The sequence below is a fragment of the Caballeronia sp. LZ065 genome (assembly GCF_031450975.1).
Taxonomy (GTDB): Bacteria; Pseudomonadota; Gammaproteobacteria; order Burkholderiales; family Burkholderiaceae; genus Caballeronia.
Window position 1 is genome coordinate 866,752 of record NZ_JARUXV010000001.1, and the last position, 25,635, is coordinate 892,386.

Sequence of the window (25,635 nt, forward strand, 5' to 3'; positions counted from 1 at the left end):
TCGTGAATCTCACTCCATCCAACGAGGCCAACCTCGACGATCGCCTGCTGATCTGCGACTGCGACGGCGTGCTCATCGACAGCGAGGCGGTCGCCGCGCGCATGCTCGTTGGCGAGCTGCAGGCGCTGTGGCCGGGCGTCGATGTCGAACCGGTCGTGATGCCGCTGCTCGGGCTGCGCATCGAGGCCGTGCTCGCGAGCGCCGCCGACACGGTGGGCCGCACGCTGACGCATGATCAGGTGGTCGCGATCCGGCGCGCGGTCGAGGTAGCGGCGATCGAGGCGCCCGCGGTGCCCGGCATCGCCGAGGCGCTCGCGGCCGTGCCGTTCACGAAGGCCTGCGCGAGCAACAGCTTCTCGACCTATGTCGATTCGGTGCTGCAGCGCACCGGCCTCGTGCGCTTCTTCGGCGCGCGGCGCTTTTGCGCGGACATGGTCGAGAACCCGAAGCCCGCGCCCGACGTGTATCTCGCGGCGGCGCGTGCGATGCGCATCGATCCGTTGCGCTGCCTGGTGGTCGAGGACAGCGTGACGGGCGTCACGGCGGCGCGCGCGGCGGGCATGCCGGTGCTCGGTTTCATCGGCGGCGGGCATGCAACCGAAGGACAGATTGGCGCGCTCCAGAAAGCGGGCGCACACGTGGTATTCGACGACATGACGCGCTTGCCGGCGCTCGTGGCGCACTGGCTGCAAGACGCGTCGTTCGACCTGGGAGACACACATCATGGCTAGCCTGACCCTGCGCAACATCAGCAAGCGTTATGAAGAAACCGAGGTGATGCGCAACATCAACCTCGACATCAACGACGGCGAGTTCGTCGTGTTCGTGGGCCCGTCGGGCTGCGGCAAGTCCACCCTGATGCGCATGATCGCCGGGCTGGAAGATATCAGCGGTGGCGAGTTGATGATCGACAACACACGCGTGAACGAACTCGCGCCCGCCAAGCGCGGCATCGCGATGGTGTTCCAGTCGTATGCGCTCTATCCGCACATGACGCTGTACGACAACATGGCGTTCGGCCTCAAGCTGGCGGGCGAGAAGAAGCCGGCCATCGACGCCGCCGTGAAAAACGCCGCGAAGATCCTGCATATCGACCATTTGCTCGACCGCAAGCCGAAGGCGCTCTCGGGCGGCCAGCGGCAACGCGTCGCGATTGGCCGCGCGATCACGCGCAAGCCGAAGGTGTTCCTGTTCGACGAACCGCTGTCGAACCTGGACGCCGCGCTGCGCGTGAAGATGCGGCTCGAATTCGCGCGCCTGCACGACGACCTCAAGACCACGATGATCTACGTGACGCATGATCAGGTCGAGGCGATGACGCTGGCGGACAAGATCGTCGTGCTGTCGGCGGGGAACATCGAGCAGGTCGGCACGCCGAACACGCTGTATCACGCGCCGGCGAACCGCTTTGTCGCGGGCTTCATCGGCTCGCCGAAGATGAACTTCATGTCCGGGACCGTGGCCAGCGTGCAGAATGACGGCGTGCTGGTCAAGTACGCCAGCGGCGAGATGCAACTGGCCGGCGTGCTGCCGGGCAACGCCAAGCCGGGCGATACGGTAACGGTCGGCGTCCGTCCCGAGCACTTCCAGCCGAGTTCGCCCGAAGCCGGCGAGTACGGCGTGTCGGCTTCAGCGATGACGGTCGAGACGCTCGGCGACGCGGCCTATCTCTATGCCGAAACAGACATCGCGCCGGATGGCCTGATCTCGCGCATCCCGCCGCTCGAAAAGCATGCGCGCGGCGAGAAGCTCAAGCTCGGCAGTGCGCCGGAGCATTGCCATTTGTTCAACGCGGAAGGGCAGGCGTTCACGCGCAAGGTCGTGGATGGCTGGCAGCGCGAACATGCGACGGCGGCCTGAAGGGTCGAAACATCGCGGTACACGGGCATGAGCACGGCGCCGTTCGCAGGAACGGCGCCGTGTTTTTTGGTCGACGTAGGATAATCGCGTCTGCGACCGGCCGCGTCCGACGGCCGGCGCGCTCCCACCCGACATCGCCATGCCCGTCCTGAACGAACTCTTTGTCTATCCGGTCAAGTCGTGCGCGGGCATTGCCCTGACGCGCGCGACGCTGCTCGAAACCGGTCTCGAATACGACCGCCACTGGATGCTCACCGATCCTTCGGGCGGCATGCTCACGCAGCGCGCGCATCCGCGCATGGCGCTGATCCGGACATCCTTCGCTGACGATTCACTCGTGCTCGACGCGCCCGGCATGCCGACCCTGCGCACGCCGTTGCGTGCCGAAGCGCTCGTCGATCCGAAGCCGTTGCGCACGACCGTCTGGCGCGACACCTTCGACGCGCTGGATACCGGCGAAGAAACCGCGCAGTGGTGCAGCGCGTTCCTCGGCATGCCGGCGCGGCTGGCCCGCTTTGCGCCGCAGGTACGGCGCGTGGTCGATGAAACCTGGACCGCGCCGCTCAGCACGCACACGCGCTTCGCCGACGGCTTTCCGCTGCTCGTCATGAGCCAGGCTTCGCTCGATGACCTGAACGCGCGTCTCATCGCGAAGGGCGCGCCCGCGATTCCCGCGAACCGCTTCAGGCCGAACCTGGTGGTCGGCGGACTCGATGCGTATGAGGAAGATTTTGTCGGCGAGATGCGGATCGGCGATGCACAGCTGAAGCTCGTCAAGCTCTGCTCGCGTTGCCCGATGCCGACCATCGACCAGGACACGGGCGCGGCGGACCCCGCCTGGCCGCACGAGCCGCTCGACACGATGAGCGCCTATCGCGCCAGCGAGCAGATGGGCGGCAAGCTCACCTTCGGCAAGAACGCGATCGTCCTGGCGGGTGAAGGCGTGGCGCTGGAAGTAGGACAGGACGTCGAGGCCGAGATCGGCTTCTGACGCGTTACGCTTCGAGCGCGGCCTTCGCGCACAGTTCGTCGGTGACCAGGCCCGACAGCCATTGCCCCTGCAACGCCGCGATCAGCGCATCCAGCTTGCGCTGGCCGCCCGCGAAGCCGATCGTGGGACGCCGCGGCGGTGAATCGAGCTTGAGGCTCGTCACGCGCGCACCGGTGCTCGACTGCACGCGCTTGCCGGCGGCGTCGATCGGCAGCCCGAGCCATTCGGCCACCGCGCCGGCCTCGATCATCTCGTCCACTTCCGCGCGCGTGATGAAGCCGTCTTCATGCAGCGGACAGTTCACGGCCACGTTGCCGATGCCGACGAAGGCCACGTCCGCGCCTTGCGCGAGTTCATCGACGATGCGATACAGCCGGTGATTGACCCACTGGGCGCGCTCGGACTCGCTGTCGGCCATGAGCGGCGCGGGCAGCATGAAGTGCTTGCCGCCGGTCTTCTCGGAAAGCTGCTGGGCCACGTCATAGCGATTCGACGAACCGTCCTGGGCGATGGCGCCGACCATCGACACGAAACGATGCTGCGGCCGCTCGATCTGCCCGATCTGCGCGACGCAAGCCTTCAACGTGCGCCCGCTGCCGATCGACACCACGAGCGGTTTCTCGTCGAGCAGATAGCGCTCCATGACTTGCGCACCCGCGACAGCGAGTTTGCGGTCGACCTGCTCGGGCGCGTCGCCGTCGACGGGCACGACTTCGCACATCGCGAGGCCGTAGCGGTCGCTGAGCGAGCGCGCGAGCGACAGGCAATCGGCGATGCGATGATCGACCCGCACGCGGATCAGGTTTTTCTCGACGGCAAACGCGACGAGCCGTTGCGCCACCGGACGCGAGATCTGCAATTTTTCCGCGATCTCGTTCTGGGTATTGCCGGCGACGTAGTAGAGCCAGGCTGCACGCGTGGCGAGGTCGAGTTTTTCGGTGGATTTGGGCACTGTGGTTGCGCGGCTGTCTGCTCTTAAGTTTTAGTTCTTATTTTGGACAACGTGATGCCAAATTCAGAACCACCCGTGGACTCGATCGCCCTGATGATCGTCGTTATGCCAGCCTCGGCCGCGCCGGATCGAACAGCGGCCGCACGTGCTGGTACAGCTCGCGGAAACTTTTCAGGCGTTGCCGAAGCAACGCATGGCGCTGCGCATCTGGCGTGAACTCCTGCTTGATCTCGGGTTTCGCCAGCACCGTCGCCGGGTCACCGCCCGCCGCGAGCCAGCCGAGCCGCGCCGCGCCCAGCGCCGCGCCGGTTTCGCCGCCGCCGTGGGTGCGCGTCGGGGTATCGAACGCATCGGCGAACATCTGCGCCCAATACGCGCTGCGTGCACCGCCGCCGAGCATCGACAACGCGCGCGCCTGTGTCCCCGCCGACTGCAGCGCGTCGAGACCGTCCGTCAGCGAGAGCGTGACGCCTTCGAGCACCGAATAGCCCAGCAGCGCACGATCGGTCGCGTGCGTCATGCCGAAGAACACGCCTTGCGCGTAGGGATCGTTGTGCGGCGTGCGCTCGCCGCTCAGATACGGCAGGAACAGTGGCGCGGAAGAGAGGACATCGGCGGGCAGCGCCTCGATTTCGGCGAGCAGCGTGGGCTCGTCGGTCGAGGTCAGCTTGCAGACCCAGCGCAGACAACTTGCCGCCGACAGCACCACGCTCATCTGGTGCCAGCGGTCCGGAATCGCGTGGCAGAACGCATGCACCGCCGAGGCCGGATTGGGCCGGAAGCGGTCGCCGATCACGCACAGCACGCCCGAGGTGCCGAGCGACAGGAAGCCATCGCCCGGATCGGTGGCGCCGATACCCACCGCGCTCGCGGCATTGTCGCCGCCGCCCGCCGCGACCACCACGCCTTCCGGCAGGCCGAGTTCGCGCGCGAGCGCCGGCAGCAGGGTGCCGGACGGCGCGCTGCCTTCGGCCAGCGCGGGCATCTGCTGGCGCGACATGCCGCAGGCCGCGAGCAGTTCGTCCGACCAGTCGCGCCGCGCGACATCGAGCCAGAGCGTGCCGGCGGCATCGGAGGGATCGGATACCTTGGTGCCGGTCAGATGCATGCGCAGATAGTCCTTCGGCAACAGCACGCGCGCGGTCTGCCGGAACAGGTCCGGTTCGTTGTGCGCGACCCAGAGCAGCTTCGGCGCGGTGAAGCCGGGCATCGCGAGATTGCCGGCAATTTCATGCAGATTGGGCGCGCGCTCGTACAGCTCGGCGCACTCCTTGTCGCTGCGCATGTCGTTCCAGAGGATCGCAGGGCGCAGCACGCGGTCTTGCGAATCGAGCAGCACCGCGCCATGCATCTGACCCGAGAGCCCGATGCCGCGCACCTGTGCGAATTCAGCGGGGAATTTCTCGCGCAACTTGAACAGTGCGGCGCGCGTGCCTTCCCACCAGTCGAGCGGATTCTGTTCGGACCAGCGCGGCTTCGGACGCGACACGGTGAAGGGCGTGCCCGCCGTACCGATCACGCTGCCGTCGGCGGCGAGCAGCAGGACTTTCACTTCGGAGGTGCCGAGGTCGATGCCTAAGTACATGAACGTACCCTTGGGTCGTGGCCAGGTTCGCGCCCGGCGGAAAACGAAGAATGAGCGATGCGGAAGGCCCGCGCAGCGGGAGGCGCTAATTTAACGCCCCGCGCGGCGCCGCGCCATGGGCACATTACCCGAGCGACGCGGCGCGCAGTTGACGCTGCGATTACAGTTGCGATAACGGTTGCGATAACCGCGCGCTGATGGAACGTCTCACGGACGATTGGCGAGCCACGCATCGACCTTCGCGACGGCGTTGCGCATCACGCGTTCGAGTCCTTCGCTGCCGGCCATCTTGCCCCATAGCTGCTTGTCCGCGACGAAGGCCTTGACCGGATCGGGCGACGTGAAATAAGCGTGCGCGACAGCCGGATCCATCACGCCGTCCTGGTAGGCATAAGGCAGCGTGCCTTCGTGCCAGCGTTCCAGAAAGCGCAGGAAGAGCGCGGGCAGAATGGCGGTCGAATCGGGATCGACGTTGCGCGCGAAGCACTCGGACAGCGTCGGGGCGATGAAGCCCGGCAGCTTCGAGAAACCATCGGCCGCGACGCGCTGGTTCGTGTCCTTGATATACGGATTGCTGAAGCGGTCGAGCACGACGTCGCGATACTTCGCGAGATCGATCGGGCTCGGCGTGAGGCAGGGAATCACGTCGTCGGTGACATAGGCTTCCGCGAGCGCGCGAATCTCCAGGTCCTGCGTGCCTTCATGGATGTACTGCAAGCCGATCAGCGTCCCCGCCCATGCAATGCAGCTGTGCGGGGCATTGAGCACACGGATCTTTGCTTCCTCGTACGCATGCACCGAGTCGACCATCTCCGCGCCGACTTTTTCCCACGCGGGCCGGCCGTCGATGAAATTGTCCTCGATCACCCACTGGATGAACTTCTCGCCCATCACCGGCGCGCGGTCATCGAAGCCGGTCGCGGCTTTCACGCGCTCGGCGACGTCGGGCGTCGGACGCGGTGTGATGCGGTCGACCATCGAGTTCGGGCACGACGTATTCGCGAGCATCCAGTCGCGCAGATCGGTCTCACCGCGCAGGCTCAGGAATTCGAGCATGCCTTTCTTGAACCGATCGCCGTTGCTGCGCAGGTTGTCGCAATTCTGCAGCGATACCTTGCCCGCGCCGTTCTTCATGCGCGTGGCGAGAATCGCGGCGAGCGCGCCATAGATCGTCGTCCGGCCGCCTTTCAGATCGGCGGCGAGATCGGGGTTCGAGGGATCGAGCCGATCGTGATCGTCGAGGTAATAGCCGCCTTCCGTCACCGTGAACGACACGATCTTGCATGATGGATCGGCGCCCGTGGCGATTAGCGCATCGAGGTCCGCCGACCACGGCACGACCTTTTTGATGGCCTTGATCCGCTCGTATTCGCGCTCGCCTTTCGGGGTGACGGTCTCGAGCGTGTATTCGCCGTTTTGGGCAGTGAGCGCGTCGAGCACGGCGTTCATGTCGCCGCGGATGTTGCCCACCGCCAGCGACCAGCGCTTATCGTTCGCATCGCCGGTCTCGATGAGCCGGTGCAGATACCACGCCTGATGCGCGCGATGAAAAGACCCGGCGCCGATGTGCAGGATCACGTTGGCTTCGCTTGTCATGTCGTCTCTTCCTCTGATGGGCTGCGCGCCCGTTCTTCGCGGACGCTGGTCGCAACGGCGCGCGTGCGCGGGACATTGCGGCGGAGTGAGCATTTGCTCTTTTGATGATCTAATGATCGAATAATCGTATTCGCTCGGGGGAATGTCAAGGCGTGATATGTCGTGCAACGCGGCGCAATTCGCGCGCCTCGGCGTGTGTGAGAGGGCGGCAACGCATGAACGGAGACGACGCTGCGCCGCAACAAGACAGCGTGCATACACGTCTCCGGAATAACCCGGATAGGCAAGCCGGCGGCCATTGGACGAAGGTGCGTGAGCGCCTCGCCGGGGCCTGAACGGCACATTAGACGATAGGCGAAAAAACATCATGCAGGAGACAGAGATGAATTACGTGATCGGCATCGACATCGGCACGCAGAGCACGAAGGCCTTGCTCGTCGACACGCACGGCGCGATCGTCGCGCAGCATGCGAGCGCGTATCACCCGGACACGCCGAAGCCGCTGTGGGCGGAGCAATGGCCGTCGGTCTGGTTCGATGCGGTGACCGAGTGCATCGCGGGCGTCACGGCCAAGGCGCGCGAGAAGGGCGTGTCGGCGGCCGATGTGAAGTCGCTCTGCGTGAGCAGTCTGTATGGCGGTTCGGGCATTCCCGTCGATGAGCACATGGAGCCGCTGCATCCCTGTCTCATCTGGATGGACCGCCGCGCGACGGCCGAAGTGGACTGGGTGCGCGCGCATGTCGACGTCGAGCGCCTGGAGAAGATCACGGGCAACGGCGTGGACAGCTACTACGGTTTCACCAAGATGCTCTGGCTGCGCGAGCATCGTCCGGAGGTGTGGCAGAAGACGCGCTGGTTCCTGCCGCCCAATGCCTTCGTGATCCAGCGCCTGACGGGCGAACTGGCGGTCGATCACAGTTCGGCGGGCAATATCGGCGGCGTGTACGACGTCGCGCAGCGCGCATGGTCGGCGCAGGCGCTCGACATGCTCGGCATTCCGGCGTCGATGATGCCGGAGCGGCTGGTGGAGTCATCGGAGATCGTGGGCGGCCTGTCGGCGCAGTGGGCCGATGCGCTCGGGCTGGCTGCCGGCACGCCGGTCGTCGCAGGCGGCGTGGATGCCGCCGTGGCGACCTTCGCCGCGGGCGTCACGCAGGCGGGCCATCACGTCGCGATGATTGGCACGAGCATGTGCTGGGGCTACATCAACCAGACGGTAGATGCGCGTCATGGACTCGTGTCGATGCCGCACGTCTACAACGGCACGCGCGATCTTTATGTATTCGGCGGCGCGAGCACGGCGGGGCAATGCGTTGCGTGGTATCGCGACCAGTTCTGCCAGGCAGAGATCGAAGCCGCGAAGCAACTGCCGCACGGCGACCCGCACCGCTTGCTGGAAGAGGCCGCGTCGAAGATCGCGGCGGGTTCAGATGGCGTCGTGTTCCTTCCATACCTGATGGGCGAACGCAGTCCCGTATGGGATGCGCGCGCGAGCGGCACGTTCGTCGGGCTGAACCTGTTTCATACGCGCGCCACGCTGTACCGCGCGGTGCTCGAAGGCGTCGCGTTCGCGCTGAAGCACAACATGGAGGCGGGACGGCGCGGGGCGCAGTCGCTCGATGACCGGCTGATCGTCGTGGGCGGCGCGGCGCATTCGGATCTGTGGATGCAGATCATCGCGGATGTGACGAACTATCCGGTGCTGTCGATCGAACAGGATGTGGAAGCAGCGATGGGCGCGGCGTTGCTGGCGGCGCTCGGGGCAGGATTGGTATCGCGCGAAACGGCCGAGGGCGGCTGGGTCACGCTCGTCGAACGGGCGCAGCCGGATGCGGAGAGACAGCGGATCTATGCGGACCGGTTCGAGGTGTATCGCGAGCTGTATCCGGCGTTGAAGCCGCTGATGCATCGGTTGCGCAGCGCCTAGCGCCGTGCTGGGCGCGCCGCGTTCTAACGCCCATGCACCGGATGTGCATCGAACACGGGCCCCTGCACGAAATGCACGTCGAACTGCTGCAGGGCGTCGAACTGCGCTTCATCGGCGACGTTCGAGAAGATGAGCGGAATCCTCAGTCGATGCGCATAGGCGACGAGATGCTTCACCACTGAATCGCGCAGCGCCGCGCCTGCATCCATCTTGATGAAGTCGAGCCGCGCCATGTCCGACACGGCCATGATCTGCCCGGCATTCGGCAGGTTGCCCGCCACCTTGAACCCGTAGTGCTGATAGCTCTTGGTGAGATAGCCGAGAAAGGTCTTGTGCGCGACCGCGGCCGCCGGCAACTCGATCACCACGCGCGACGGGCTCATGCCGAACTCCATCAGCACCGACGAGAAGTGCAGCCCGTGGTCGTACTTCACGCTCTTCAGCAGCCGTTCGTGCACCCGCAGGAACAACAGCCCCGGCCGATGCGGCCCGAAGAAATTGAACGCATGCAGCGCCCGCGACAGCCGGTCCAGCGCCACCAGGTCGCGGTCGTCTTCCAGTTGCCCGAAGGGATCCGCCGGTGCATCGCCCTGGATGAGCGTCAGCGCCTGCACGCCGAGTTCGTCGCCGAAACGCTCGGCGCTTTCGGGCGACGCGCTCAGCGTCTGCGGGAAGCTGTGCGTGCCGACATCGAAGATCGGCTCGTAAGCGCTCGCGAGGCGCAAGTCCCGATAGTGCGCGAAGGCCTCTTCCGTCTTGTCATCGTCGCCCAGCACGATATGCGCGCCGAGGAAGGGATGTTCCTTGGCGCGGGCGACGAGTTCAGGCAGCGATGGGGAGATCATGAAAGAGGCGTCGGTTTTATGAGGGCGCCGCTGAGGGCAGCTAAGCACCATCTTCGATGGAATGGTCGATGGTATCAGCGCGTCATCCCGCGTCCAGCACCAAATTCACATATTGATATGCCGGATGAGACGCGCCGCCCAGGGTTTACGATGAATTTCACTAAACGTAATTAGTTTTACCATTCGTAAATTGCATCAGGCGCGAAGCTATTGCGCTGCGCCGTTCCGCCTTGCCGCATTCGATTGCGCTCACTCGCCGAGGACTTCGACCATGTCAACGTTCGACACCCACACGGACGCCAGCCGGCATTACCAGTCGGGTTTCGCCAACGATTTCGCCACCGAGGCGCTGCCCGGGGCGCTGCCGATCGGCCGCAATGCGCCGCAGCGCGCGGCCTACGGCCTCTACACCGAGCAGTTGTCGGGCACCGCGTTCACCGCGCCGCGCGCGCACAACCGCCGCTCGTGGCTGTACCGCATCCGGCCGGCGGCGGTACACATGCCTTTCACGCAGATCGGGCGGGGCAGACTGGTGGCCAATTTCGCCGAGGCGCCGCCGACGCCGCCCAACCAGCTGCGCTGGGACCCGCTGCCGATGCCGGCCGCGCCGACCGATTTCATCGACGGCTGGGTGACCATGGCCGGCAACGGCGCAGCCGAATCGATGAGCGGCTGCGCCATCCACGTCTACGCGGCCAATCGTTCGATGCAGGACCGCTTCTTCTACAACGCGGACGGCGAGCTGTTGATCGTGCCGCAGCAAGGCCGTCTCGCGATCCGCACGGAACTGGGCAACGTCGATGTCGAGCCGAACGAGATCGCCGTGATCCCGCGTGGCGTGCGCTTCACGGTTGCGCTCCCGGACGGCGAGGCGCGCGGGTATATCTGCGAGAACTTCGGCGCGCTGTTGCAGTTGCCTGATCTCGGTCCGATCGGTTCGAACGGCCTCGCGAATCCGCGCGACTTCCTCACGCCGCACGCGGCCTATGAAGACCGCGAAGGACGCTTCGAGCTGGTCACGAAGATGAACGGCGTGCTGTGGCGCGCGGATATCGGCCATTCGCCGCTGGATGTGGTCGCGTGGCACGGCAACTACGCGCCGTACAAGTACGACCTGCGGCACTTCAATACCATCGGCTCGATCAGCTTCGACCATCCGGATCCGTCCATCTTTCTCGTGCTGCAATCGCCGAGCGACACGCCGGGCGTCGACAGCATCGACTTCGTGATCTTCCCGCCGCGCTGGCTCGCGGCCGAGGATACGTTCCGTCCGCCCTGGTTCCATCGCAACGTGGCGAGTGAGTTCATGGGCCTCGTGCAGGGCGTCTACGACGCGAAGGCCGAAGGCTTCGTGCCGGGCGGCGCGAGCCTGCACAACTGCATGTCGGGGCACGGTCCGGACGCCGAGACCTTCGAGAAGGCCTCGCACGGCGACACGACGCGTCCGGCCAAGGTCGGCGCAACGATGGCCTTCATGTTCGAGACCCGCACGCTGATCCGGCCGACGCAGTTCGCGCTCGACACTGCGCAACTGCAGGCCCACTACTACGAGTGCTGGCAAGGCCTCACGAAACATTTCAACCCGGAGCAACGATGAACGACGCGCTGCAAGCCACCCTCGCGCCCTCGCTGAAGAGCTGGATCGAGTCCGCGAACGATCCGGCAAGCGACTTCCCGATCCAGAACCTGCCCTTCGGCATTTTCAGCGACGCCGTGAACGCGCAGCCGCGCGCGGGCGTCGCGATCGGCGACTGGATCGTGGACCTCGCCGCACTGGAAGACGCACGCCTGCTCGCCGCGCACGGCACGCTGCATGCGCCGCGTCTGAACGATTTCATCGCGCTGGGCCGCGAGCACTGGCGGGCGGTGCGCATCGCGCTGAGCGGCCTGCTGGCGCACGGCAACGCCGTCTTGCGCGACGACCCGGCGCTGCGCCGCCGCGCGCTGGTGCCGCGCGCGGACGCGACGCCGCATCTGCCGGTCGAGATTCCGGGCTACACGGACTTCTATTCGTCGAAGGAACACGCCACCAATGTCGGTTCGATGTTCCGCGATCCGAAGAACGCGTTGCTGCCGAACTGGTCGGAGCTGCCGGTCGGCTACAACGGACGCGCGTCGTCGGTGATCGTGAGCAGCGCGCCGGTGCGCCGGCCGAACGGCCAGATCAAGCTGCCCGATGCGGAGCGGCCGGTGTTCGCCGCGTGCCGCAAGCTCGACTTCGAACTGGAGACGGGCTTCATCATCGGGCGCGGCAATGCGCTCGGCGAACCCATCGCGTGCGAGCAGGCCGAGGCGCATATCTTCGGCATGGTGCTGCTCAACGACTGGAGCGCCCGCGATATCCAGCAATGGGAATACGTGCCGCTCGGGCCGTTCAACTCGAAAGGCTTCGCGACGACCATTTCGCCGTGGATCGTCACGCTGGACGCGCTCGAACCGTTCCGCACCGCGACGCCGGCGCAGGACCCGCAGCCGCTCGACTACCTGCGTCATGCCGGCGATCACGCCTTCGACATCGACCTGCGCGTGACGCTGCAAGCCGAAGGCGCGAGCGAGGCAACGACGATCTCGCGCACCAACTTCAGGCTGATGTACTGGTCGATGGCGCAGCAGCTCGCGCATCACACGGTGAGCGGCTGCAATACGCGGGTCGGCGACCTGATGGGCTCGGGAACGATCAGCGGCCCGACGCCGGACTCCTGCGGCAGCCTGCTGGAGAGCACGTGGAACGGCCAGCGGCCGCTGCGGCTGAAAGGCGGCGGTGAACGCGCGTTCCTGCAGGACGGCGATGAAGTCGTGATCACCGGCTGGTGCCAGGGCGAAGGCTATCGCGTTGGTTTTGGGGAATGCGCCGGCCGGATCCTGGCGGCGCGCGGTTGATATCGGAATGGACAAGGACAAAGACATGAGTGAGACGACCATCGACGTCGAGCGCGCGCTGGGCAGCGCGCACCGGCCCGGTTTCCAGTGGATGCTGCTCGCGCTGTGCGGGCTGTGTCTCGTCATCGACGGCTTCGACGCGCAAGCCATGGGCTATGTCGCGCCCGCCGTCATCGCGGACTGGCATGTATCGAAGACGGCGCTCGGGCCGGTGTTCAGCGCGAGCCTGTTCGGGATGCTGCTCGGCGCGCTCGGACTCTCGGTGCTGGCGGACCGCATCGGGCGGCGTCCGGTGCTGATCGGCGCGACGCTGTTTTTCGGCCTCTCGATGATCGCCACCGCGTTCACGAACGACCTGACCGTGCTGACCGTGCTGCGCTTCGTCACCGGGCTCGGTCTCGGCTGCATCATGCCGAACGCGATGGCGCTGGTCGGCGAGTTCTCGACGCCCGAGCATCGCGTCAAGCGGATGATGCTCGTGTCGTGCGGCTTCACGCTCGGCGCGGCGCTCGGCGGCTTCGTCAGCGCCGCGCTGATTCCGGCGTTCGGCTGGCGCGCGGTGTTCTGGGTCGGCGGCGCGGTGCCGCTGCTGCTCGCGTTCGCGATGATCGCCGCGCTGCCGGAGTCGCTCCAATTCCTCGTGCTGAAGGGCCGCGAGGCGCGTGCGCGGGACTGGCTCGCGAAGTTCGATCCGACGCTGCGCATCGACGCCTCGACGCGTCTCGTCGTGCGCGAAAAGGCCAGCGGCGGCGCGCCCGTGGCCGAACTGTTCCGCGCGGGTCGAGGACCGGTCACGCTGATCCTGTGGGCCATCAGCTTCATGAATCTGATCGACCTGTATTTCCTGTCGAACTGGCTGCCCACCGTGATGCGCGACGCCGGCTATTCGCCCGGCATGGCCGTGCTGGTCGGCACGTTGTTGCAGATCGGCGGCGTGATCGGGACGCTTTCGCTCGGCTGGTTCATCGAACGGCTCGGCTTCGTGCGCGTGCTGCTCGCGTGCTTCGCACTCGGCGCGCTGTGCGTCGGGATGATCGGCGGCGTCGCGCATGTGCAGACCTGGCTGTTCGTGGCGGTGTTCGCGAGCGGCTTCTGCATCGTCGGCGGACAGCCGGCGGTCAATGCGCTCGCCGGCCATTACTATCCGACGGCGCTGCGCTCGACCGGCATCGGCTGGAGTCTCGGGATCGGGCGCGTGGGCTCGGTGATCGGGCCGCTCGTTGGCGGCCAGATGATCGCGCTCGGCTGGAGCAACGTCGCGCTGTTCCATGCGGCGGCGTTGCCGGTGTTGTGCTCGGCAGGGCTGGTGATGGTGCTCGCGTTCGTGCGGCGGGAACGAGGCGGGGCGGTGCAGGCGGTGTGATGCTGCGCTGCGCCGAGTTAGGACAAATCGTATGGTCTCCGTGGTTCGAGTCGCGATAGAAACATGCATCGCAAAGTACTCGAACCGGAGACCGAATGAGCGACCTTACTTGTCCGCACTGTCTTGGCGGCGTGCCGCACGGAGCCCAAGTCTGTCGAGGCTGTCAGGCCGAGGTGTACTACGGCTTGCCGAAGGAAAGTGGCACGGTGATATTGCTGGCCGCTGGACTTGGCGTCTTTCTGGGCTGGAAATTCTCGGATAGTGTGGCCGTGGCTGTGATCCTGGGTATGGTCGCATTAGTTGGCTTGACGGTTGCAGGTACGCGGATCTATGCGGATCACGTCGAATTCAAACGGCCCTATCGAACGCGAAAGTAGTGAACGTCGGGCGGTCGGCGCGTCGCGTTAATCCAGCGTAGCGGGTTTCAACCTGACACACGCGCCGTCCCGCGCCGCCTTTCCCACCACGCCGCGACCAGAAACGCCCCGGCCGCCGCCGTCAGGACGCCGATCAACGCATCCGCCCCGACGCGCTGCATCAGCGTTCCCGCGACGATCGGCCCGCCGAAACTCGCGACGCTCCACGATGCCCCGACGATCGCCGTCGCGGACACGAGCGACGGTCCACGAAAGCGCTCGCCGCAGGCCACCAGTGAGAGCGTATAGACGCTGCCCGCCGCCGCGCCGGTCACGAACAGCAGCGGCCAGCAAAGCCACGGAGTCGCCACCGCCCACGGCAGCACGGGCAAGAGCGCCGTCACGACGATCCCCGCTCCGGCGTGGACCTTTGCGCGCCCGAAGCGGTCGGCGAGCCAGCCGATCGGAAACTGCATGGTCGTGTCGCCCAGCAGGATCGCGGAAGCGAACAGCACGCCAAGGTCCTGGCTCACGCCGTGCGCCATCGCGAACAGCGGCATCAGGGAGAGCGCGAGGGTATCGAAGAGCGCGAAAAAGCCCGTGCCGATCACGAGCGCCGGCATGCGCGGCAGCACGTCGCGCCAGTTGCCGTGCGCGCCTTCGTCCGGCTCCGGCGCGAGCGCGTGCGGCTCGCCGCGGATCGAGGCCAGCGCCGGCAGCGCCAGCAGGAAGATCGCGCCGCAGATCGCGAAGCGCAGCGTCGGCCAGCCGCCGATCACACTGATCAGCACCGGGCCCGTCATCTGAAAGAGGGTGAAGTTCGTCGCGTAGATGGCGACGACGCGGCCGCGCGTGGCATCGTCGGCGAGTTGCGTGACCCATGCTTCGCCGATGGTGAACAGCAGCATCAGTGCAGCGCCGAACACGAGGCGCAGCGCGGCCCACAGCCACAGGTTCGAGGTGAACTGCATCGCGATGGTGGCGCACGCCGCGAGCAGCACCGTGACGATGATGATCTCGCGCGCGCCGTAACGCGCCGTCACGCGGCCCGCAAACGGCGCGACCAGCAGCCCGCCGCCCGCCTGCATCGCCGTCATCAGGCCGACGACGCCGCTGCCGTGACCCGACTGCGTCAGTGCGAGGGCGGTCAGCGGCAGCGTTGCGCCCAGTCCCAGTCCGACGACCGCGACGCTCAGGATCAGCGCGAGAAAATCACGCGAGAGGATGACCTTCATGCATGGCCGTCCCGGAGATCAGGCCGCCTGGCCGATCGCCAGACGGCGGGCGCGCTTGTCGAGCGTCGCGGACACGAGCGTCAGGCCGAACGCGCTCGCGGCCATCAGAATGCCGACCCAGGGCAGCGCGGTAAGCGGCGCGCCCGCGCCGATCACGCAGCCGCCGAGCCACGCGCCCGTCGCGTTGCCGAGGTTGAAGGCGCCCTGGTTCAGGGTCGAGGCGAGATTGGGCGCGTCGCTCGCGCGGTTCACGATGAGGATCTGCAGCGGCGGCACGATCGCGAACGCGAGCACGCCCCAGAAGAAGATGGTCACCATTGCCGAGACGGGCTCGCGCATCGTGCCGGCGAAGATCGTCAGGATCACGACGATGGCCAGCAGGAACGACAGCAGCGAGCGCAGCAGCTTCCAGTCGGCCAGCTTGCCGCCCAGCGTGCTGCCCACCGTGAGGCCGAGGCCGAACAGCAGCAGCACATACGTGACCGCATGCGGCGTAAAGCCGGTTACGTCTTCGAGGATCGGCGTGATATACGTGAACACCGAGAACAGACTGGCCGAGGCGAGCACGCTGATGCCGAGCACCATCAGCACTTGCGGATTCTTGAGCACGTCGAATTCGCGCAGGATGCTGGTTTCGCGCATCTCGATGTGCTTCGGCAGGCAGACGGCGAGCGCGCCGGCCGCCGCAAGGCCGATCAGCGTGACGACCCAGAAGGTCGAGCGCCAGCCGGCCGCCTGGCCGAGCGCGGTGCCGAGCGGCACGCCGAGCACGTTGGCGAGCGTAAGTCCGGTGAACATCAGCGCGATGGCCTGGGCGCGGCGGTTCGGCGCGACGAGATCGGCGGCGACGACCGAGCCGATGCCGAAAAACGCGCCGTGGCAGAACGCGGTGACGATGCGCGCGCCCATCAGCACCCAGTAGTTCGGGGCCAGCGCGCACAGCATATTACCGACAATGAACACGCCGATCAGCCCCATCAGCGCTTTCTTGCGCGGCATTTTCGCGGTGACCACGGCGAGGATCGGCGCGCCGATCGTGACGCCCAGCGCGTAGCCGGAGACGAGCATGCCGGCTGCGGGGATCGATACGGCGAGATCGCGTGCAACATTGGGCAGCAGGCCCATGATGACGAACTCGGTCGTACCGATGCCGAACGCGGCAATGGCGAGAGCGAAAAGAGGCAGGGGCATGGTGGAGACGGAGCGGGGTCACGCCGCGCGCGCATCGTCGGACTGAGCGATGCCGGCGTCGGGGCGGTTTGAAGGCTCGAATTGTACCGAAAGCCTTTTTGCGATGCTGGTATAAACCCTAGGTCGCTTGTCCCGAACGAGGCCCGGCGCCGCATGGAAATTCTTTTGTCGCGCGTGCCGGCGCATGAGTCTTGCGAATGTCGCGCCGGCTTGCGTCAGATGTTTCCGGTAACAGCGCCGTCGTCGCGCATTCGTTGCGGATCGCATGGCCGGGCGTCTGTTGGAAAAATGCAGCAACTACTGAACAACCATGTCACCGACAAAATTCCGTATTCGCGCCGCCGTAGCGGCCACGCTCATGCTCGCCGCGCAGGCGTTCGCGCAGAGCAACGCGGCCGGGCCGATCTCCACGTCAGCGGGCACGCTGCATTTCCTGCGCGACGAGTCCGGCATGGCCGCGCTCATCGACACGCAGGTGTTCGACCGCTTCGACGCGAAACGCATTGTCCATTTCGATGACACGCCGGGTGCGGGCGAGACCGTCGCGCGCATGCTGGTGCAGACCGACACCGGCCCGATTCTGTACGACCTGCGTCGCAAGCCGCCGCTGGTGCAGCGCACCGGCCAGCGCATGACGGTCAGGCGGGTGTTCTGGCAGGGCGAGGAAGTGGTGATGCAGTCCAATCTTGGCTGGTACGGCTTCACGCGCGGCAAGCTCACGAAGCTCCAGTCATCGACGAAGATCTATCACTGACCGGCAGCACCCGCTCGCCAGCGATCACATAGACCGCTTCGCGGCGCACGTCGTCGTTCACCTCGAAGCCGCCGGTGAACGCGCCGAACGCCGGCAGCACGCCCGCGCGCGCGCCGAACCGGAAGCACGGCAGGCGCGCGCGGTCGAGGCGCGTCGCGAGCCGGTACACCGGATGTTCATGGCCCGCGAGCGCGTACGCGCCGTCCACCGTTTGCGGGTGATGACACAGCGCCCATGGGCCGAGCCGGTAAGGTTCCTTCACGAGTTCGACGCCGAATGCCGCGGGCAGCGCACCCGCATGCCGGTCGTGATTGCCTTCGACCAGCACGAGCCGCAAGCCCCGATGTCTCTCCCGCCAGCCGCCGAGCGCCTCGAGCGTTTCCTGCGCGTGCGATTCGCGTGCATGCAGCAGGTCGCCGAGAAACACGACCGATTCCGGCCGATGCGCCGCGACCAGTGCATCGAGCCGCGCGAGGCTCTCGCCGGTGGTGCCGGCCGGCACCGGGATGCCGCGCGCGCGAAACACGGCGTCCTTGCCGAAATGCGCATCGGCGATGAAAAGACTCCCGAGGACGGGATCGAAGGCCGCGCGGTCGGCCGAGAGCACGAGCGCGTGGCCGTTCACATCGATGGTCAGTGCTTCTATTGCCATTTACTTGTCCGCTGCCTTCTCCAGATCCGCGAGCATACGCTCCACGCGATCCGACAGCTTCTCCGTGCTGACCTTTTCCCGTAGCCGCGCGATGATCAGCGGGAAGGCGAATGGCGTCGGCTTCTTCGGATGGGTCAGCGCAAGGCGGCTGTCGCTCATGCGTTGCAGCGCCGCGCGAATGCGCCCGAGTTCGAGTTCCTGCAGCATGACTTCCTGATCCGCTTGTGCGAGCAGCAGATTGCCGCTGTCGTGCTTGCGGAAGACTTCATAGAACAGCCCGCTCGACGCCTGCAACTGACGCGCGCTCTTCTGCTGTCCCGGATGCCCCTGATAGATGAGCCCCGACACCCGCGCGATTTCGCGGAATCGCCGCGACGACAATTCGGATGCGTTGAGGCTGGCGAGAATGTCGTGCTCCAGGTTGTCCGGTGAAAACAGCCGTTCCGCGATGAGCGTCTCCCAGTCGAACGGCTGCGCCGACAGCAGCTCGAAGCCGTAGTCGTTCATCGAGATGGAAAAGGTGCTCGGCTGGTCGCGCGCGACGCGCCAGCCGATCAGCGATCCCAGCCCGATGTGCGCCATGCGCCCCGCAAACGGATAGCAGAAGAAGTGATGTCCTTCGCGTGAACGCACGCATTCCACCACGAGCACGCCCGGCCCCGGCAGAGCCGACCACTTCGCCTGCAAGTCGAGCAACGGTTCGACGGCGCGCATCTCGGGCTCGTCATAGATACCGTCGCTGGCGCGGGCGAGCATCACGAGCGCGGCCTCCGCAAGTTCTGACGACAACGGCATCTTGCTGCCGGCCCATTGCGGCATCGCACCGCGCGACGAGGTTGCGCGCTTCACGTAAGCGGTCATGTCGCGCACGCGCACGAGTTCGAGCGAGCGTCCGCCGAAGGTGAAGACATCGCCGGGTTTGAGTCGCGAGATGAACGACTCCTCCATCGCACCGATCCGTCCGCCGGTCAGGTACGCCACATTGATGGTTGCGTTCGCAACGATCGTCCCGACGTTGTTGCGATGGCGGCGCACGAGGTCTTCGCGCGGCACGCGGTACACGCCATCATCGCCCCGTGTGACGCGATGAAAATCCGGATACGCGCCCAGCGACGTGCCGCCGCGCTCGACGAACGCGAGCGCCCAGTCGAACTCGGCCTGCGTGAGATCGCGATACGCATAGGCGCGGCGCACTTCGTCGAACATGTCGGCCGCCGTGAAGCCGCCGCCGATCGCCACCGTCACGAGATGCTGGACGAGCACATCGAGCGGCTTGAGCGGCATGTCGCGGCCCTCGATGCGTTTCTCGCCGATCGCCCAGCGCGCCGCCGCGGCCTCGACGAGTTCGAGCGCGTGAGTCGGCACGATGGTCACGCGCGACACGCGTCCGGGCGCGTGGCCCGAGCGCCCGGCGCGCTGCATCAGCCGTGCGACGCCCTTCGGCGAGCCGATCTGGAACACGCGGTCCACCGGCAGGAAGTCCACGCCCAGATCAAGACTCGACGTGCACACCACCGCCTTCAGTTGTCCGTTCTTGAGGCCGAGTTCGACCCAGTCGCGCACTTCCTTGTCGAGCGAGCCGTGATGCAGTGCGAGCAGGCCGGCCCATTCCGGCCGCAGCTCCAGCAGCGCGCGATACCAGATTTCCGCCTGCGAACGCGTGTTGGTGAAGACCAGCGAGCTTTGCGCCTGATCGATCTCGGCGGCGACCGGCCCGACCTGGCGCACGCCGAGATGCCCGCCCCACGGAAAGCGTTCGATGGTGTCGGGAATCAGCGTATCGACGACGAGTGTCTTCGGTTGCGCGCCTTGCACGACGACGCGTGGCGTCCTGACGGGATGCAGCAGCGCATCGTGCGCGAGCGCGAGGTTGCCGAGGGTCGCGGAGAGGCCCCAGATCTGCAGGTCCGGACGCCAGTGCGCGAGGCGCGCAATCGCCAGTTGCGTCTGCGTGCCGCGCTTGTTGCCGAGCAGTTCGTGCCATTCATCGACGACGATCATGCGCAGATGCCTGAGCTCTTCCTGCGCGTTGGCGCGCGTCAGCATCAGCGTGAGGCTTTCGGGCGTGGTCACGAGCGCCGACGGCATGCGCCGGTTCTGGCGCGCGCGTTCGGTAGACGTTGTATCGCCGGTGCGCAGCCCGACGCTCCACGGCACCGCCAGCGCCGTGACCGCCGCTTGCAGCGCGCGGGCGCTGTCGGCGGCGAGGGCGCGCATCGGCGTGATCCATAGCACCGTGAGCGGCGCGGGCAGCAGGTTGTGCTGCGGCTTCGGCGCCTTGTCCGCGAAGGCGGCCAGCGCGCCGAGCCACACGGCCCAGGTCTTGCCTGCGCCAGTCGTCGCGTGGAGCAGCCCGCTTGCGCCCCGTGCGATCTCGCGCCACGCCTCGCGCTGAAAGGGGAAGGGCTGCCAGCCGCGTGTCTCGAACCAGCGCGCGAGGCGGGTATCGAAGGGCTGCGCGGCCTCTTTCTCGTCGACGGCAAACGGGACGGGCACGAACAGCTCGGCCGCGGCATCGAGCTTCGCCTGCGCGGCGCGCGTGCGCGGAATCCGGCGCGGCCGGGGTGCGCGGCGGCGGTCCTTGCCGCTTGCATCGGTCTCGCTCATGCCGTGACCTCGTTGAGGAAACCCTTGAGCATCTCCAGCGTGTCGGCGTCCTCGATGGCCTTGTCGGTGCGCCAGCGCAGCATGCGCGGAAAGCGCACCGCGATCCCCGACTTGTGGCGCGGGCTCGCCTGAATGCCCTCGAAGCCGATCTCGAAGACCAGGGTGGGCGTGACACTACGCACCGGGCCGAATTTCTCGATGGTCGTCTTGCGCACGATGGCATCGACGCGACGCATCTCTTCGTCGGTGAGGCCCGAGTAGGCCTTCGCAAACGGCACGAGCGTGCGCACGCCGTCGGTCTCATCCCAGACGGCGAAGGTGAAGTCCGTGTAGAGGCTCGCGCGCCGTCCATGGCCGCGTTGCGCGTAGAGCAGCACCGCATCGATCGAATACGGATCGATCTTCCATTTCCACCACGTGCCCGACGATTTCGTGCGCCCCACACCATACATTGACTCGCGCTCCTTCAGCATCAGCCCTTCGACGCCGCGTGCACGGCTCTCGTCGCGCAACACGGCGAGCGTGCCCCAGTCTGATGCGCTCACCAGCGGCGATACGCGCAGCAGATCGACCGCGAGCGTACTGGACATCGACTGGGCAAGAGCGTCGAGCCGCGCGCGCCGCGCGTGCAGCGCTTCGGTGCGCAGGTCGCGGCCGTCCGCTTCGAGCAGGTCGTAGGCAAGCAGCGCGGCCGGTGAATCCGCGAGCACTTTCTTCGTCAGCGACTTGCGCGCGATGCGCGGCTGCAAGCGCGCGAATGGCAAAGGCGCGGCGGCGCCGGGTTCCCACGCGAGGATTTCGCCGTCGATCACGGTGCCGTCGGGCAGCGCCGCGCCCAGCGACGCGAGTTCCGGGAAGCGGTCCGTGACGAGATCCTCGCCGCGCGACCAGACCCACACACGCCCTCCGCGTTTCACCAGCTGGGCGCGGATGCCGTCCCACTTCCATTCCGCGAGCCAGCCGGAGGGTGGCCCGAGCGTCTCCGGATCGGCCTGCAGCGGATGTGCGAGAAAGAACGGGTAGGGCAGGCCCAGATCGCTTTCATGCGGCGTATCGATGTTGTCGCCCTCGGCGGCCGGCGCGATCAGCCGCAGATAGCGCGCGGCGCCCGGCGCCTGGCGCGAATCGGTCCAGCCGACCATGCGCTGCGCGATGCGCTTGTGATCGACACCCGCGACTTCCGCCAGCGCGCGCACGACCAACTGCCGCGCGACGCCCACGCGAAAACCGCCGCCGATCAGCTTCGTCAGCAGGAAGCGTTCGCTCCAGTCGAGTTCGTCCCAGTAGGCGAGCAGGCGCGCGCGCAACTCCGTTGGATCCGTGCCGCGCAATGTCAGCACGCGTTCCTCGATCCATTGCGCGAGCCCCAGCGTCGATTCACCGGTCGCCGGCGGCAGCACGTGCGCGATGGTTTCCGCGAGATCGCCCACGGCCTGATACGACTCCTCGAACAGCCAGTCCGGCAGACCCGCGCGCTCGCGCGCAAATTCGGCCAGCAGGCGCGCCGGCACCGACTGGCGCGGCTTGCCGCCCGCGAGGAAATAGGCGGCCCATGCCGCATCTTCCGGCTCCGCTGCCGAAAAGTAGGCAGTCAGCGCCTCGAGCTTTTCGTTGGTCGAGGTGGTGGCGTCGAGCGCGGTGTAGAGCGTCGCGAAGCGCTTCATGACGAGGCGGGTTCGGGTTGAGCCGTGTCGGCTTCGATGGCGTCGTCGCCGTATTCAGTCGTGAACGCGCCGGCTTCGAGGCCCTGCTCGGTGAGCCAGCGGACCATCGGCTCGATCTGCCCGTGCGTGACGATCACGCGTTCAGCCCGGCTCGCGCCGATCGCGAGTTGCAGGCCCGGCCAGTCGGCGTGATCGGACAGCACGAAGCCGCGGTCCACGCCCTTGCGCCGCCGCGTGCCGCGCAGGCGCATCCAGCCGGACGCGAAGGCGTCGCTGTAGTCGCCGAAGCGGCGCATCCAGGTGCTGCCTTGCGCGGACGGCGGCGCGACGATCAGCGCGCCCTTGAAGGCGGCCTTGTCCTTCGCGGCGATGTCGCTGACCGGGCGCGTCGGCGGCAGTGCCACGCCTGCCTGCGCGTAGGCGCGATTGAGCGGCTCGACTGCGCCGTGACAGAAGATCGGCCCGATGGCGGCATCGACTCCCGCCAGCACGCGCTGCGCCTTGCCGAATGAATAGCAGAACAGTACCGACGCACGCCCCTGCGCCGCATTGTGGCGCCACCAGGAATCGATGCCGTCGAACAATATGCGCGGGTGATCCCAGCGATAGATCGGCAGGCCGAAGGTGGACTCGGTGATGAAGGTGTCGCAACGGACCGGTTCGAAGGGCGCGCAGGTGGGATCGGGCTCGACCTTGTAATCGCCGGACGCGACCCAGACGCGCCCCTTGTACTCGACGCGCACCTGCGCCGAGCCGAGCACGTGTCCCGCGGGATGCAGCGACACGCGCACGCCGTTCACGTCGATGGCTTCGCCGTACGGAAGCCCTTGCACGTCGATGCCCGGCAGCCGCGACACCAGCACGCCGACACCCGGTTCGGCGGCGAGATAGCGGGCGTGCCCGAAGCGCGCGTGATCGGCGTGAGCATGCGTGATGACAGCCCGTTCGACCGGCCGCCAAGGGTCGATATAAAAGTTGCCCGGAGCACAGAAGAGACCTTCGGGCCGCGCGACGATGAGATCGGAAGCGTTATCCACTTGAGCGTCCACGAGGCGTGTATGACGGTCGCGTGACGGCCGCGCCGCCACTTTCGCCAGTCTGTTCAATTCTGGCAACAAAAGCACGCCACGTGCCCGTCACGGCGCTTTCATGAATCGCGTCTAGGGTGTAAAAGTTTAACTGGCCCCGAGGTTCGCCGAGAGAGAACTGCGAGGCTGGTCAAGCGGAACGTTCAAGCGAAGCATGGATGCGAAACACGCGCGCACGGGGCGCGCGCGCCGCAGTCTTCATCAGATACCGACATGGACACGATGGTTACGCCGACCGCCGCAGAAGCGGTCTGGATCGTCAGGCTCCAGAGCCATCCGCAGTATGACTTCGTGCGCCTGAAGCGGGTTTTCACGGGTCGCGACTCGCGTCACCGGGTCGTGCTCGTCGACGTGAGGAAGCTGCTCGCGTGCGCCGATCGCGACGACACTGACTACGTGCTCAAGGCCGTCGCCGACTGGCATGCCGGCAAGGTGCGCGGCATCCGCGAGTTTCTCGACCCGGACAATCCGCGCGTGCCGGAAATGCCGTACGTGACGATCTGCGTGCGGCGTTCGCCCGGCTTGCTCGGGTTGCTCGGCGTGCATCGGGAAGGCGTCGTGGCCTTTCGCAACGGCCAGCATCGCGCGCGCTACATGGCGTATGCGGGCGCGTTGTGCATGCCCGTCGAAGTGCACGAGCGCGAAGCGGCGCTGCTGAACGAGATGTGCGCGGCGCCGGATGTGGCCAGCGCCGAATACGGCGAGACCTGAGTACGGCGCGGCCTGCGCGCCGCACCGGCAGCGCGGGACGGGCTTCGATCGCGCCGTCCCGCCTCCGGAACCGGGACGCCGCTTTAGTTCGCGGCGGCAGGCACCGCGTTGACCGACGCCGGCACCGGTTTGACCGCCAGATGCGGTGCACGGAAACTCTCATCCGGAATGCTCGTGGACGTCGCGAAACGCTGGCTGAGGTAGTCCAGCGCGTAGTCGACGAAGAAGCGCGTCTTGGCCGGCAAGTACTGGCGTCCTGGATAGACGATCGACATCTTGATGTCCGGGTCGTCGATGGCGTAGTCGGGCAGCAGGCGGACCAGCGTGCCTTCCTTCAGGTCCGCATTCACGATGCCCTCCGGCAGAATGGCGAAACCGATGCCCTTCAGCGTGCCCAGTCGCACCATCAAGCCGTTGTTCACCGTATAGACCGGGGTGAGCGTGATCTGGTCGGCGGCGCCGAGGTGATGTCGGAAATGCCAGGTCAGATTGCGCATCTCGTTCGGCAACGCGACAGCGGGCAGTCCGAGGAGATCGGCCGGCGCGACCGGCACGCCGTGCTGCGCGATGAACTCGGGCGTGGCGACCGGAACGAAGGTGTTGGTGCCGACAGGCCGTTCGACCAGCGCCGTGCTCGACACCATGTAAGCCGTGACGATGCCGACGTCATAGCCGTCTTCAACGAGATCGACGTGACGCTCGGCGAGCGTCAGACGCACATTGACCTTCGGATGCAGCCTGCGGAAGCCGTCGATGAGCGGCGTCAGTGTCAGCAGCGACAGCGCGCTCGATGCCACGACACGCAGCGTGCCGCTCGGTTCGCCCTCGGTGTGGGTAATGGCGGATTCGAGATGATCCAGTTCTTCGAGTAACGCGCGGCAGCCTTCGAGATAACGGGTGCCGGCTTCAGTCAGCGAAAGATTTCGTGTGGTTCGATTAATCAACCGGGTTCTCAAATGCGCTTCCAGCATCGCGATTGCCCGCGTGACCAGTGCATTCGATACATCGAGTTGTTGAGCAGCCCGGCGAAAGCTTTCAGTATCCGCCACCCGCACGAAAACCCGCATTGCATGGATCTGGTTCATTGTTGCCCTCTCATGTTGGAGTCATACAGGCACGCACCGCCTGCGTCATATTCCAGGCGTGCGTCCAGTATTTGAACACCCCCGTTTCTTGTGGAAATAATATTGATGGCCGGCGCGAATTGCAATATACATTTCTTTAAAGTTTTGCTACCGGTTTCTGATATTTTCGTCATTTTCGAATATTCTTTTATGGGCATTCGCCGAAACGTGTTTTTTGGTGCGAAAAATGAAACCGGAGCAAGGGATAAGCGGATTAATGTTCGTCGGCAGCGAATTTGTATTTCATGAAATTC

The 25,635-nt window shown here is 66.2% G+C and carries 21 protein-coding genes; 10 read left to right on the forward strand and 11 right to left on the reverse strand.

Annotated elements, in window-relative coordinates; genetic code table 11:
• The first annotated feature begins 2 nt into the window (after positions 1-2).
• The 3 genes from QCE63_RS04040 to QCE63_RS04050 all read left to right on the forward strand — a co-directional run bounded on the left by QCE63_RS04040 (position 3) and on the right by QCE63_RS04050 (position 2,851).
• Positions 3-731 carry an HAD-IA family hydrolase gene (locus tag QCE63_RS04040; RefSeq protein WP_309830767.1) on the forward strand — a complete coding sequence of 243 codons (729 nt, stop codon included), beginning with the start codon at positions 3-5 and terminating at the stop codon, positions 729-731.
• The gene (locus tag QCE63_RS04045; protein ID WP_309830768.1) at positions 724-1,860 is read left to right on the forward strand and encodes a sn-glycerol-3-phosphate ABC transporter ATP-binding protein UgpC; all 1,137 of its coding nucleotides are present in this window, start codon (positions 724-726) and stop codon (positions 1,858-1,860) included. The genes QCE63_RS04040 and QCE63_RS04045 overlap by 8 nt, the downstream gene beginning before the upstream one ends.
• 139 nt (positions 1,861-1,999) lie before the next feature.
• Positions 2,000-2,851 carry an MOSC N-terminal beta barrel domain-containing protein gene (locus tag QCE63_RS04050; RefSeq protein WP_309830770.1) on the forward strand — a complete coding sequence of 284 codons (852 nt, stop codon included), beginning with the start codon at positions 2,000-2,002 and terminating at the stop codon, positions 2,849-2,851.
• Between the two features lie 4 nt (positions 2,852-2,855).
• Here QCE63_RS04050 and QCE63_RS04055 read toward each other — a convergent pair whose 3' ends face one another.
• From QCE63_RS04055 to dalD, 3 genes are all read right to left on the reverse strand, one after another.
• A complete protein-coding gene (locus QCE63_RS04055) occupies positions 2,856-3,803 on the reverse strand; it encodes a sugar-binding transcriptional regulator (protein WP_309830773.1) in 948 nt (315 codons plus the stop codon).
• A 103-nt stretch (positions 3,804-3,906) separates the two neighbouring features.
• Complete coding sequence (gene xylB, locus QCE63_RS04060; RefSeq protein ID WP_309830775.1) at positions 3,907-5,388, reverse strand: xylulokinase; 1,482 nt, start codon at positions 5,386-5,388, stop codon at positions 3,907-3,909.
• Between the two features lie 207 nt (positions 5,389-5,595).
• Complete coding sequence (gene dalD, locus QCE63_RS04065; RefSeq protein ID WP_309830778.1) at positions 5,596-6,984, reverse strand: D-arabinitol 4-dehydrogenase; 1,389 nt, start codon at positions 6,982-6,984, stop codon at positions 5,596-5,598.
• Between the two features lie 382 nt (positions 6,985-7,366).
• Between dalD and QCE63_RS04070 the strand changes: the two genes are divergently transcribed.
• Positions 7,367-8,911, forward strand: coding sequence for an FGGY-family carbohydrate kinase (locus QCE63_RS04070; protein ID WP_309830781.1), 1,545 nt, complete (start codon positions 7,367-7,369; stop codon positions 8,909-8,911).
• A gap of 23 nt (positions 8,912-8,934) precedes the next feature.
• Here the strand turns inward: QCE63_RS04070 and QCE63_RS04075 are convergent, their stop codons facing one another.
• Positions 8,935-9,756, reverse strand: a complete 822-nt coding sequence (locus tag QCE63_RS04075; RefSeq protein WP_309830783.1) for an EAL domain-containing protein — start codon at positions 9,754-9,756, stop codon at positions 8,935-8,937.
• A gap of 271 nt (positions 9,757-10,027) precedes the next feature.
• Here QCE63_RS04075 and hmgA point away from each other — a divergent pair, with 271 nt between their 5' ends.
• From hmgA to QCE63_RS04095, 4 genes are all read left to right on the forward strand, one after another.
• Positions 10,028-11,353: a homogentisate 1,2-dioxygenase gene (gene hmgA, locus QCE63_RS04080; RefSeq protein ID WP_309830786.1), complete on the forward strand. Its 1,326-nt coding sequence runs from the start codon at positions 10,028-10,030 to the stop codon at positions 11,351-11,353.
• A complete protein-coding gene (gene fahA, locus QCE63_RS04085) occupies positions 11,350-12,636 on the forward strand; it encodes a fumarylacetoacetase (RefSeq protein ID WP_309830788.1) in 1,287 nt (428 codons plus the stop codon). The genes hmgA and fahA overlap by 4 nt, the downstream gene beginning before the upstream one ends.
• Positions 12,637-12,661: 25 nt before the next feature.
• A complete protein-coding gene (locus tag QCE63_RS04090; protein ID WP_309830790.1) occupies positions 12,662-13,999 on the forward strand; it encodes an MFS transporter in 1,338 nt (445 codons plus the stop codon).
• A 95-nt stretch (positions 14,000-14,094) separates the two neighbouring features.
• Positions 14,095-14,376: a hypothetical protein gene (locus QCE63_RS04095; RefSeq protein ID WP_309830792.1), complete on the forward strand. Its 282-nt coding sequence runs from the start codon at positions 14,095-14,097 to the stop codon at positions 14,374-14,376.
• Between the two features lie 47 nt (positions 14,377-14,423).
• Here QCE63_RS04095 and QCE63_RS04100 read toward each other — a convergent pair whose 3' ends face one another.
• Complete coding sequence (locus tag QCE63_RS04100; RefSeq protein ID WP_309830794.1) at positions 14,424-15,590, reverse strand: MFS transporter; 1,167 nt, start codon at positions 15,588-15,590, stop codon at positions 14,424-14,426.
• Positions 15,591-15,608: 18 nt separating this feature from the next.
• Positions 15,609-16,781, reverse strand: a complete 1,173-nt coding sequence (locus QCE63_RS04105; protein WP_309830796.1) for an MFS transporter — start codon at positions 16,779-16,781, stop codon at positions 15,609-15,611.
• Between the two features lie 310 nt (positions 16,782-17,091).
• Between QCE63_RS04105 and QCE63_RS04110 the strand changes: the two genes are divergently transcribed.
• Positions 17,092-17,535 (forward strand): hypothetical protein, encoded by a 444-nt coding sequence (locus tag QCE63_RS04110; RefSeq protein WP_309830798.1) that lies wholly within the window; start codon positions 17,092-17,094, stop codon positions 17,533-17,535.
• On the opposite strand, the gene pdeM is transcribed toward QCE63_RS04110, so the two are convergent.
• Genes pdeM through QCE63_RS04130 form a run of 4 tightly spaced genes read right to left on the reverse strand, consistent with a single transcriptional unit; the run spans position 17,498 to position 23,495 of the window.
• On the reverse strand, positions 17,498-18,187 hold the full coding sequence (gene pdeM / locus QCE63_RS04115; protein ID WP_309830801.1) for a ligase-associated DNA damage response endonuclease PdeM: 690 nt from the start codon (positions 18,185-18,187) through the stop codon (positions 17,498-17,500). The genes QCE63_RS04110 and pdeM overlap by 38 nt on opposite strands.
• Positions 18,188-20,794, reverse strand: coding sequence for a ligase-associated DNA damage response DEXH box helicase (locus QCE63_RS04120; RefSeq protein WP_309830803.1), 2,607 nt, complete (start codon positions 20,792-20,794; stop codon positions 18,188-18,190).
• Entirely contained in the window at positions 20,791-22,458 is a 1,668-nt protein-coding gene (locus QCE63_RS04125) for an ATP-dependent DNA ligase (protein ID WP_309830805.1), read from the reverse strand. The genes QCE63_RS04120 and QCE63_RS04125 overlap by 4 nt, the downstream gene beginning before the upstream one ends.
• Positions 22,455-23,495 carry a ligase-associated DNA damage response exonuclease gene (locus tag QCE63_RS04130; protein ID WP_309830806.1) on the reverse strand — a complete coding sequence of 347 codons (1,041 nt, stop codon included), beginning with the start codon at positions 23,493-23,495 and terminating at the stop codon, positions 22,455-22,457. Before QCE63_RS04130 ends, QCE63_RS04125 begins: the two co-directional genes overlap by 4 nt.
• Before the next feature lie 264 nt (positions 23,496-23,759).
• On the opposite strand from QCE63_RS04130, the gene QCE63_RS04135 reads away from it, so the two are divergent.
• Positions 23,760-24,257, forward strand: a complete 498-nt coding sequence (locus QCE63_RS04135) for a plasmid fertility inhibition factor family protein (protein ID WP_309830807.1) — start codon at positions 23,760-23,762, stop codon at positions 24,255-24,257.
• Between the two features lie 83 nt (positions 24,258-24,340).
• Here the strand turns inward: QCE63_RS04135 and QCE63_RS04140 are convergent, their stop codons facing one another.
• The gene (locus QCE63_RS04140; RefSeq protein WP_309830809.1) at positions 24,341-25,342 is read right to left on the reverse strand and encodes a LysR family transcriptional regulator; all 1,002 of its coding nucleotides are present in this window, start codon (positions 25,340-25,342) and stop codon (positions 24,341-24,343) included.
• Positions 25,343-25,635: the final 293 nt, after the last annotated feature.

What these genes read in the sequence shown, in the direction of transcription:
- QCE63_RS04140 (WP_309830809.1), bottom strand. Translation starts at nt 25,342, where the DNA reads ATGAACCAGATCCATGCAATGCGGGTTTTCGTGCGGGTGGCGGATACT.
- QCE63_RS04120 (WP_309830803.1), bottom strand. Translation starts at nt 20,794, where the DNA reads ATGAGCGAGACCGATGCAAGCGGCAAGGACCGCCGCCGCGCACCCCGG.
- dalD (WP_309830778.1), bottom strand. Translation starts at nt 6,984, where the DNA reads ATGACAAGCGAAGCCAACGTGATCCTGCACATCGGCGCCGGGTCTTTT.
- QCE63_RS04125 (WP_309830805.1), bottom strand. Translation starts at nt 22,458, where the DNA reads ATGAAGCGCTTCGCGACGCTCTACACCGCGCTCGACGCCACCACCTCG.
- hmgA (WP_309830786.1), top strand. Translation starts at nt 10,028, where the DNA reads ATGTCAACGTTCGACACCCACACGGACGCCAGCCGGCATTACCAGTCG.
- QCE63_RS04110 (WP_309830798.1), top strand. Translation starts at nt 17,092, where the DNA reads ATGTCACCGACAAAATTCCGTATTCGCGCCGCCGTAGCGGCCACGCTC.
- QCE63_RS04090 (WP_309830790.1), top strand. Translation starts at nt 12,662, where the DNA reads ATGAGTGAGACGACCATCGACGTCGAGCGCGCGCTGGGCAGCGCGCAC.
- fahA (WP_309830788.1), top strand. Translation starts at nt 11,350, where the DNA reads ATGAACGACGCGCTGCAAGCCACCCTCGCGCCCTCGCTGAAGAGCTGG.
- QCE63_RS04105 (WP_309830796.1), bottom strand. Translation starts at nt 16,781, where the DNA reads ATGCCCCTGCCTCTTTTCGCTCTCGCCATTGCCGCGTTCGGCATCGGT.
- QCE63_RS04100 (WP_309830794.1), bottom strand. Translation starts at nt 15,590, where the DNA reads ATGAAGGTCATCCTCTCGCGTGATTTTCTCGCGCTGATCCTGAGCGTC.
- QCE63_RS04075 (WP_309830783.1), bottom strand. Translation starts at nt 9,756, where the DNA reads ATGATCTCCCCATCGCTGCCTGAACTCGTCGCCCGCGCCAAGGAACAT.
- pdeM (WP_309830801.1), bottom strand. Translation starts at nt 18,187, where the DNA reads ATGGCAATAGAAGCACTGACCATCGATGTGAACGGCCACGCGCTCGTG.
- QCE63_RS04070 (WP_309830781.1), top strand. Translation starts at nt 7,367, where the DNA reads ATGAATTACGTGATCGGCATCGACATCGGCACGCAGAGCACGAAGGCC.
- QCE63_RS04050 (WP_309830770.1), top strand. Translation starts at nt 2,000, where the DNA reads ATGCCCGTCCTGAACGAACTCTTTGTCTATCCGGTCAAGTCGTGCGCG.
- QCE63_RS04095 (WP_309830792.1), top strand. Translation starts at nt 14,095, where the DNA reads ATGAGCGACCTTACTTGTCCGCACTGTCTTGGCGGCGTGCCGCACGGA.
- QCE63_RS04135 (WP_309830807.1), top strand. Translation starts at nt 23,760, where the DNA reads ATGGACACGATGGTTACGCCGACCGCCGCAGAAGCGGTCTGGATCGTC.
- QCE63_RS04045 (WP_309830768.1), top strand. Translation starts at nt 724, where the DNA reads ATGGCTAGCCTGACCCTGCGCAACATCAGCAAGCGTTATGAAGAAACC.
- xylB (WP_309830775.1), bottom strand. Translation starts at nt 5,388, where the DNA reads ATGTACTTAGGCATCGACCTCGGCACCTCCGAAGTGAAAGTCCTGCTG.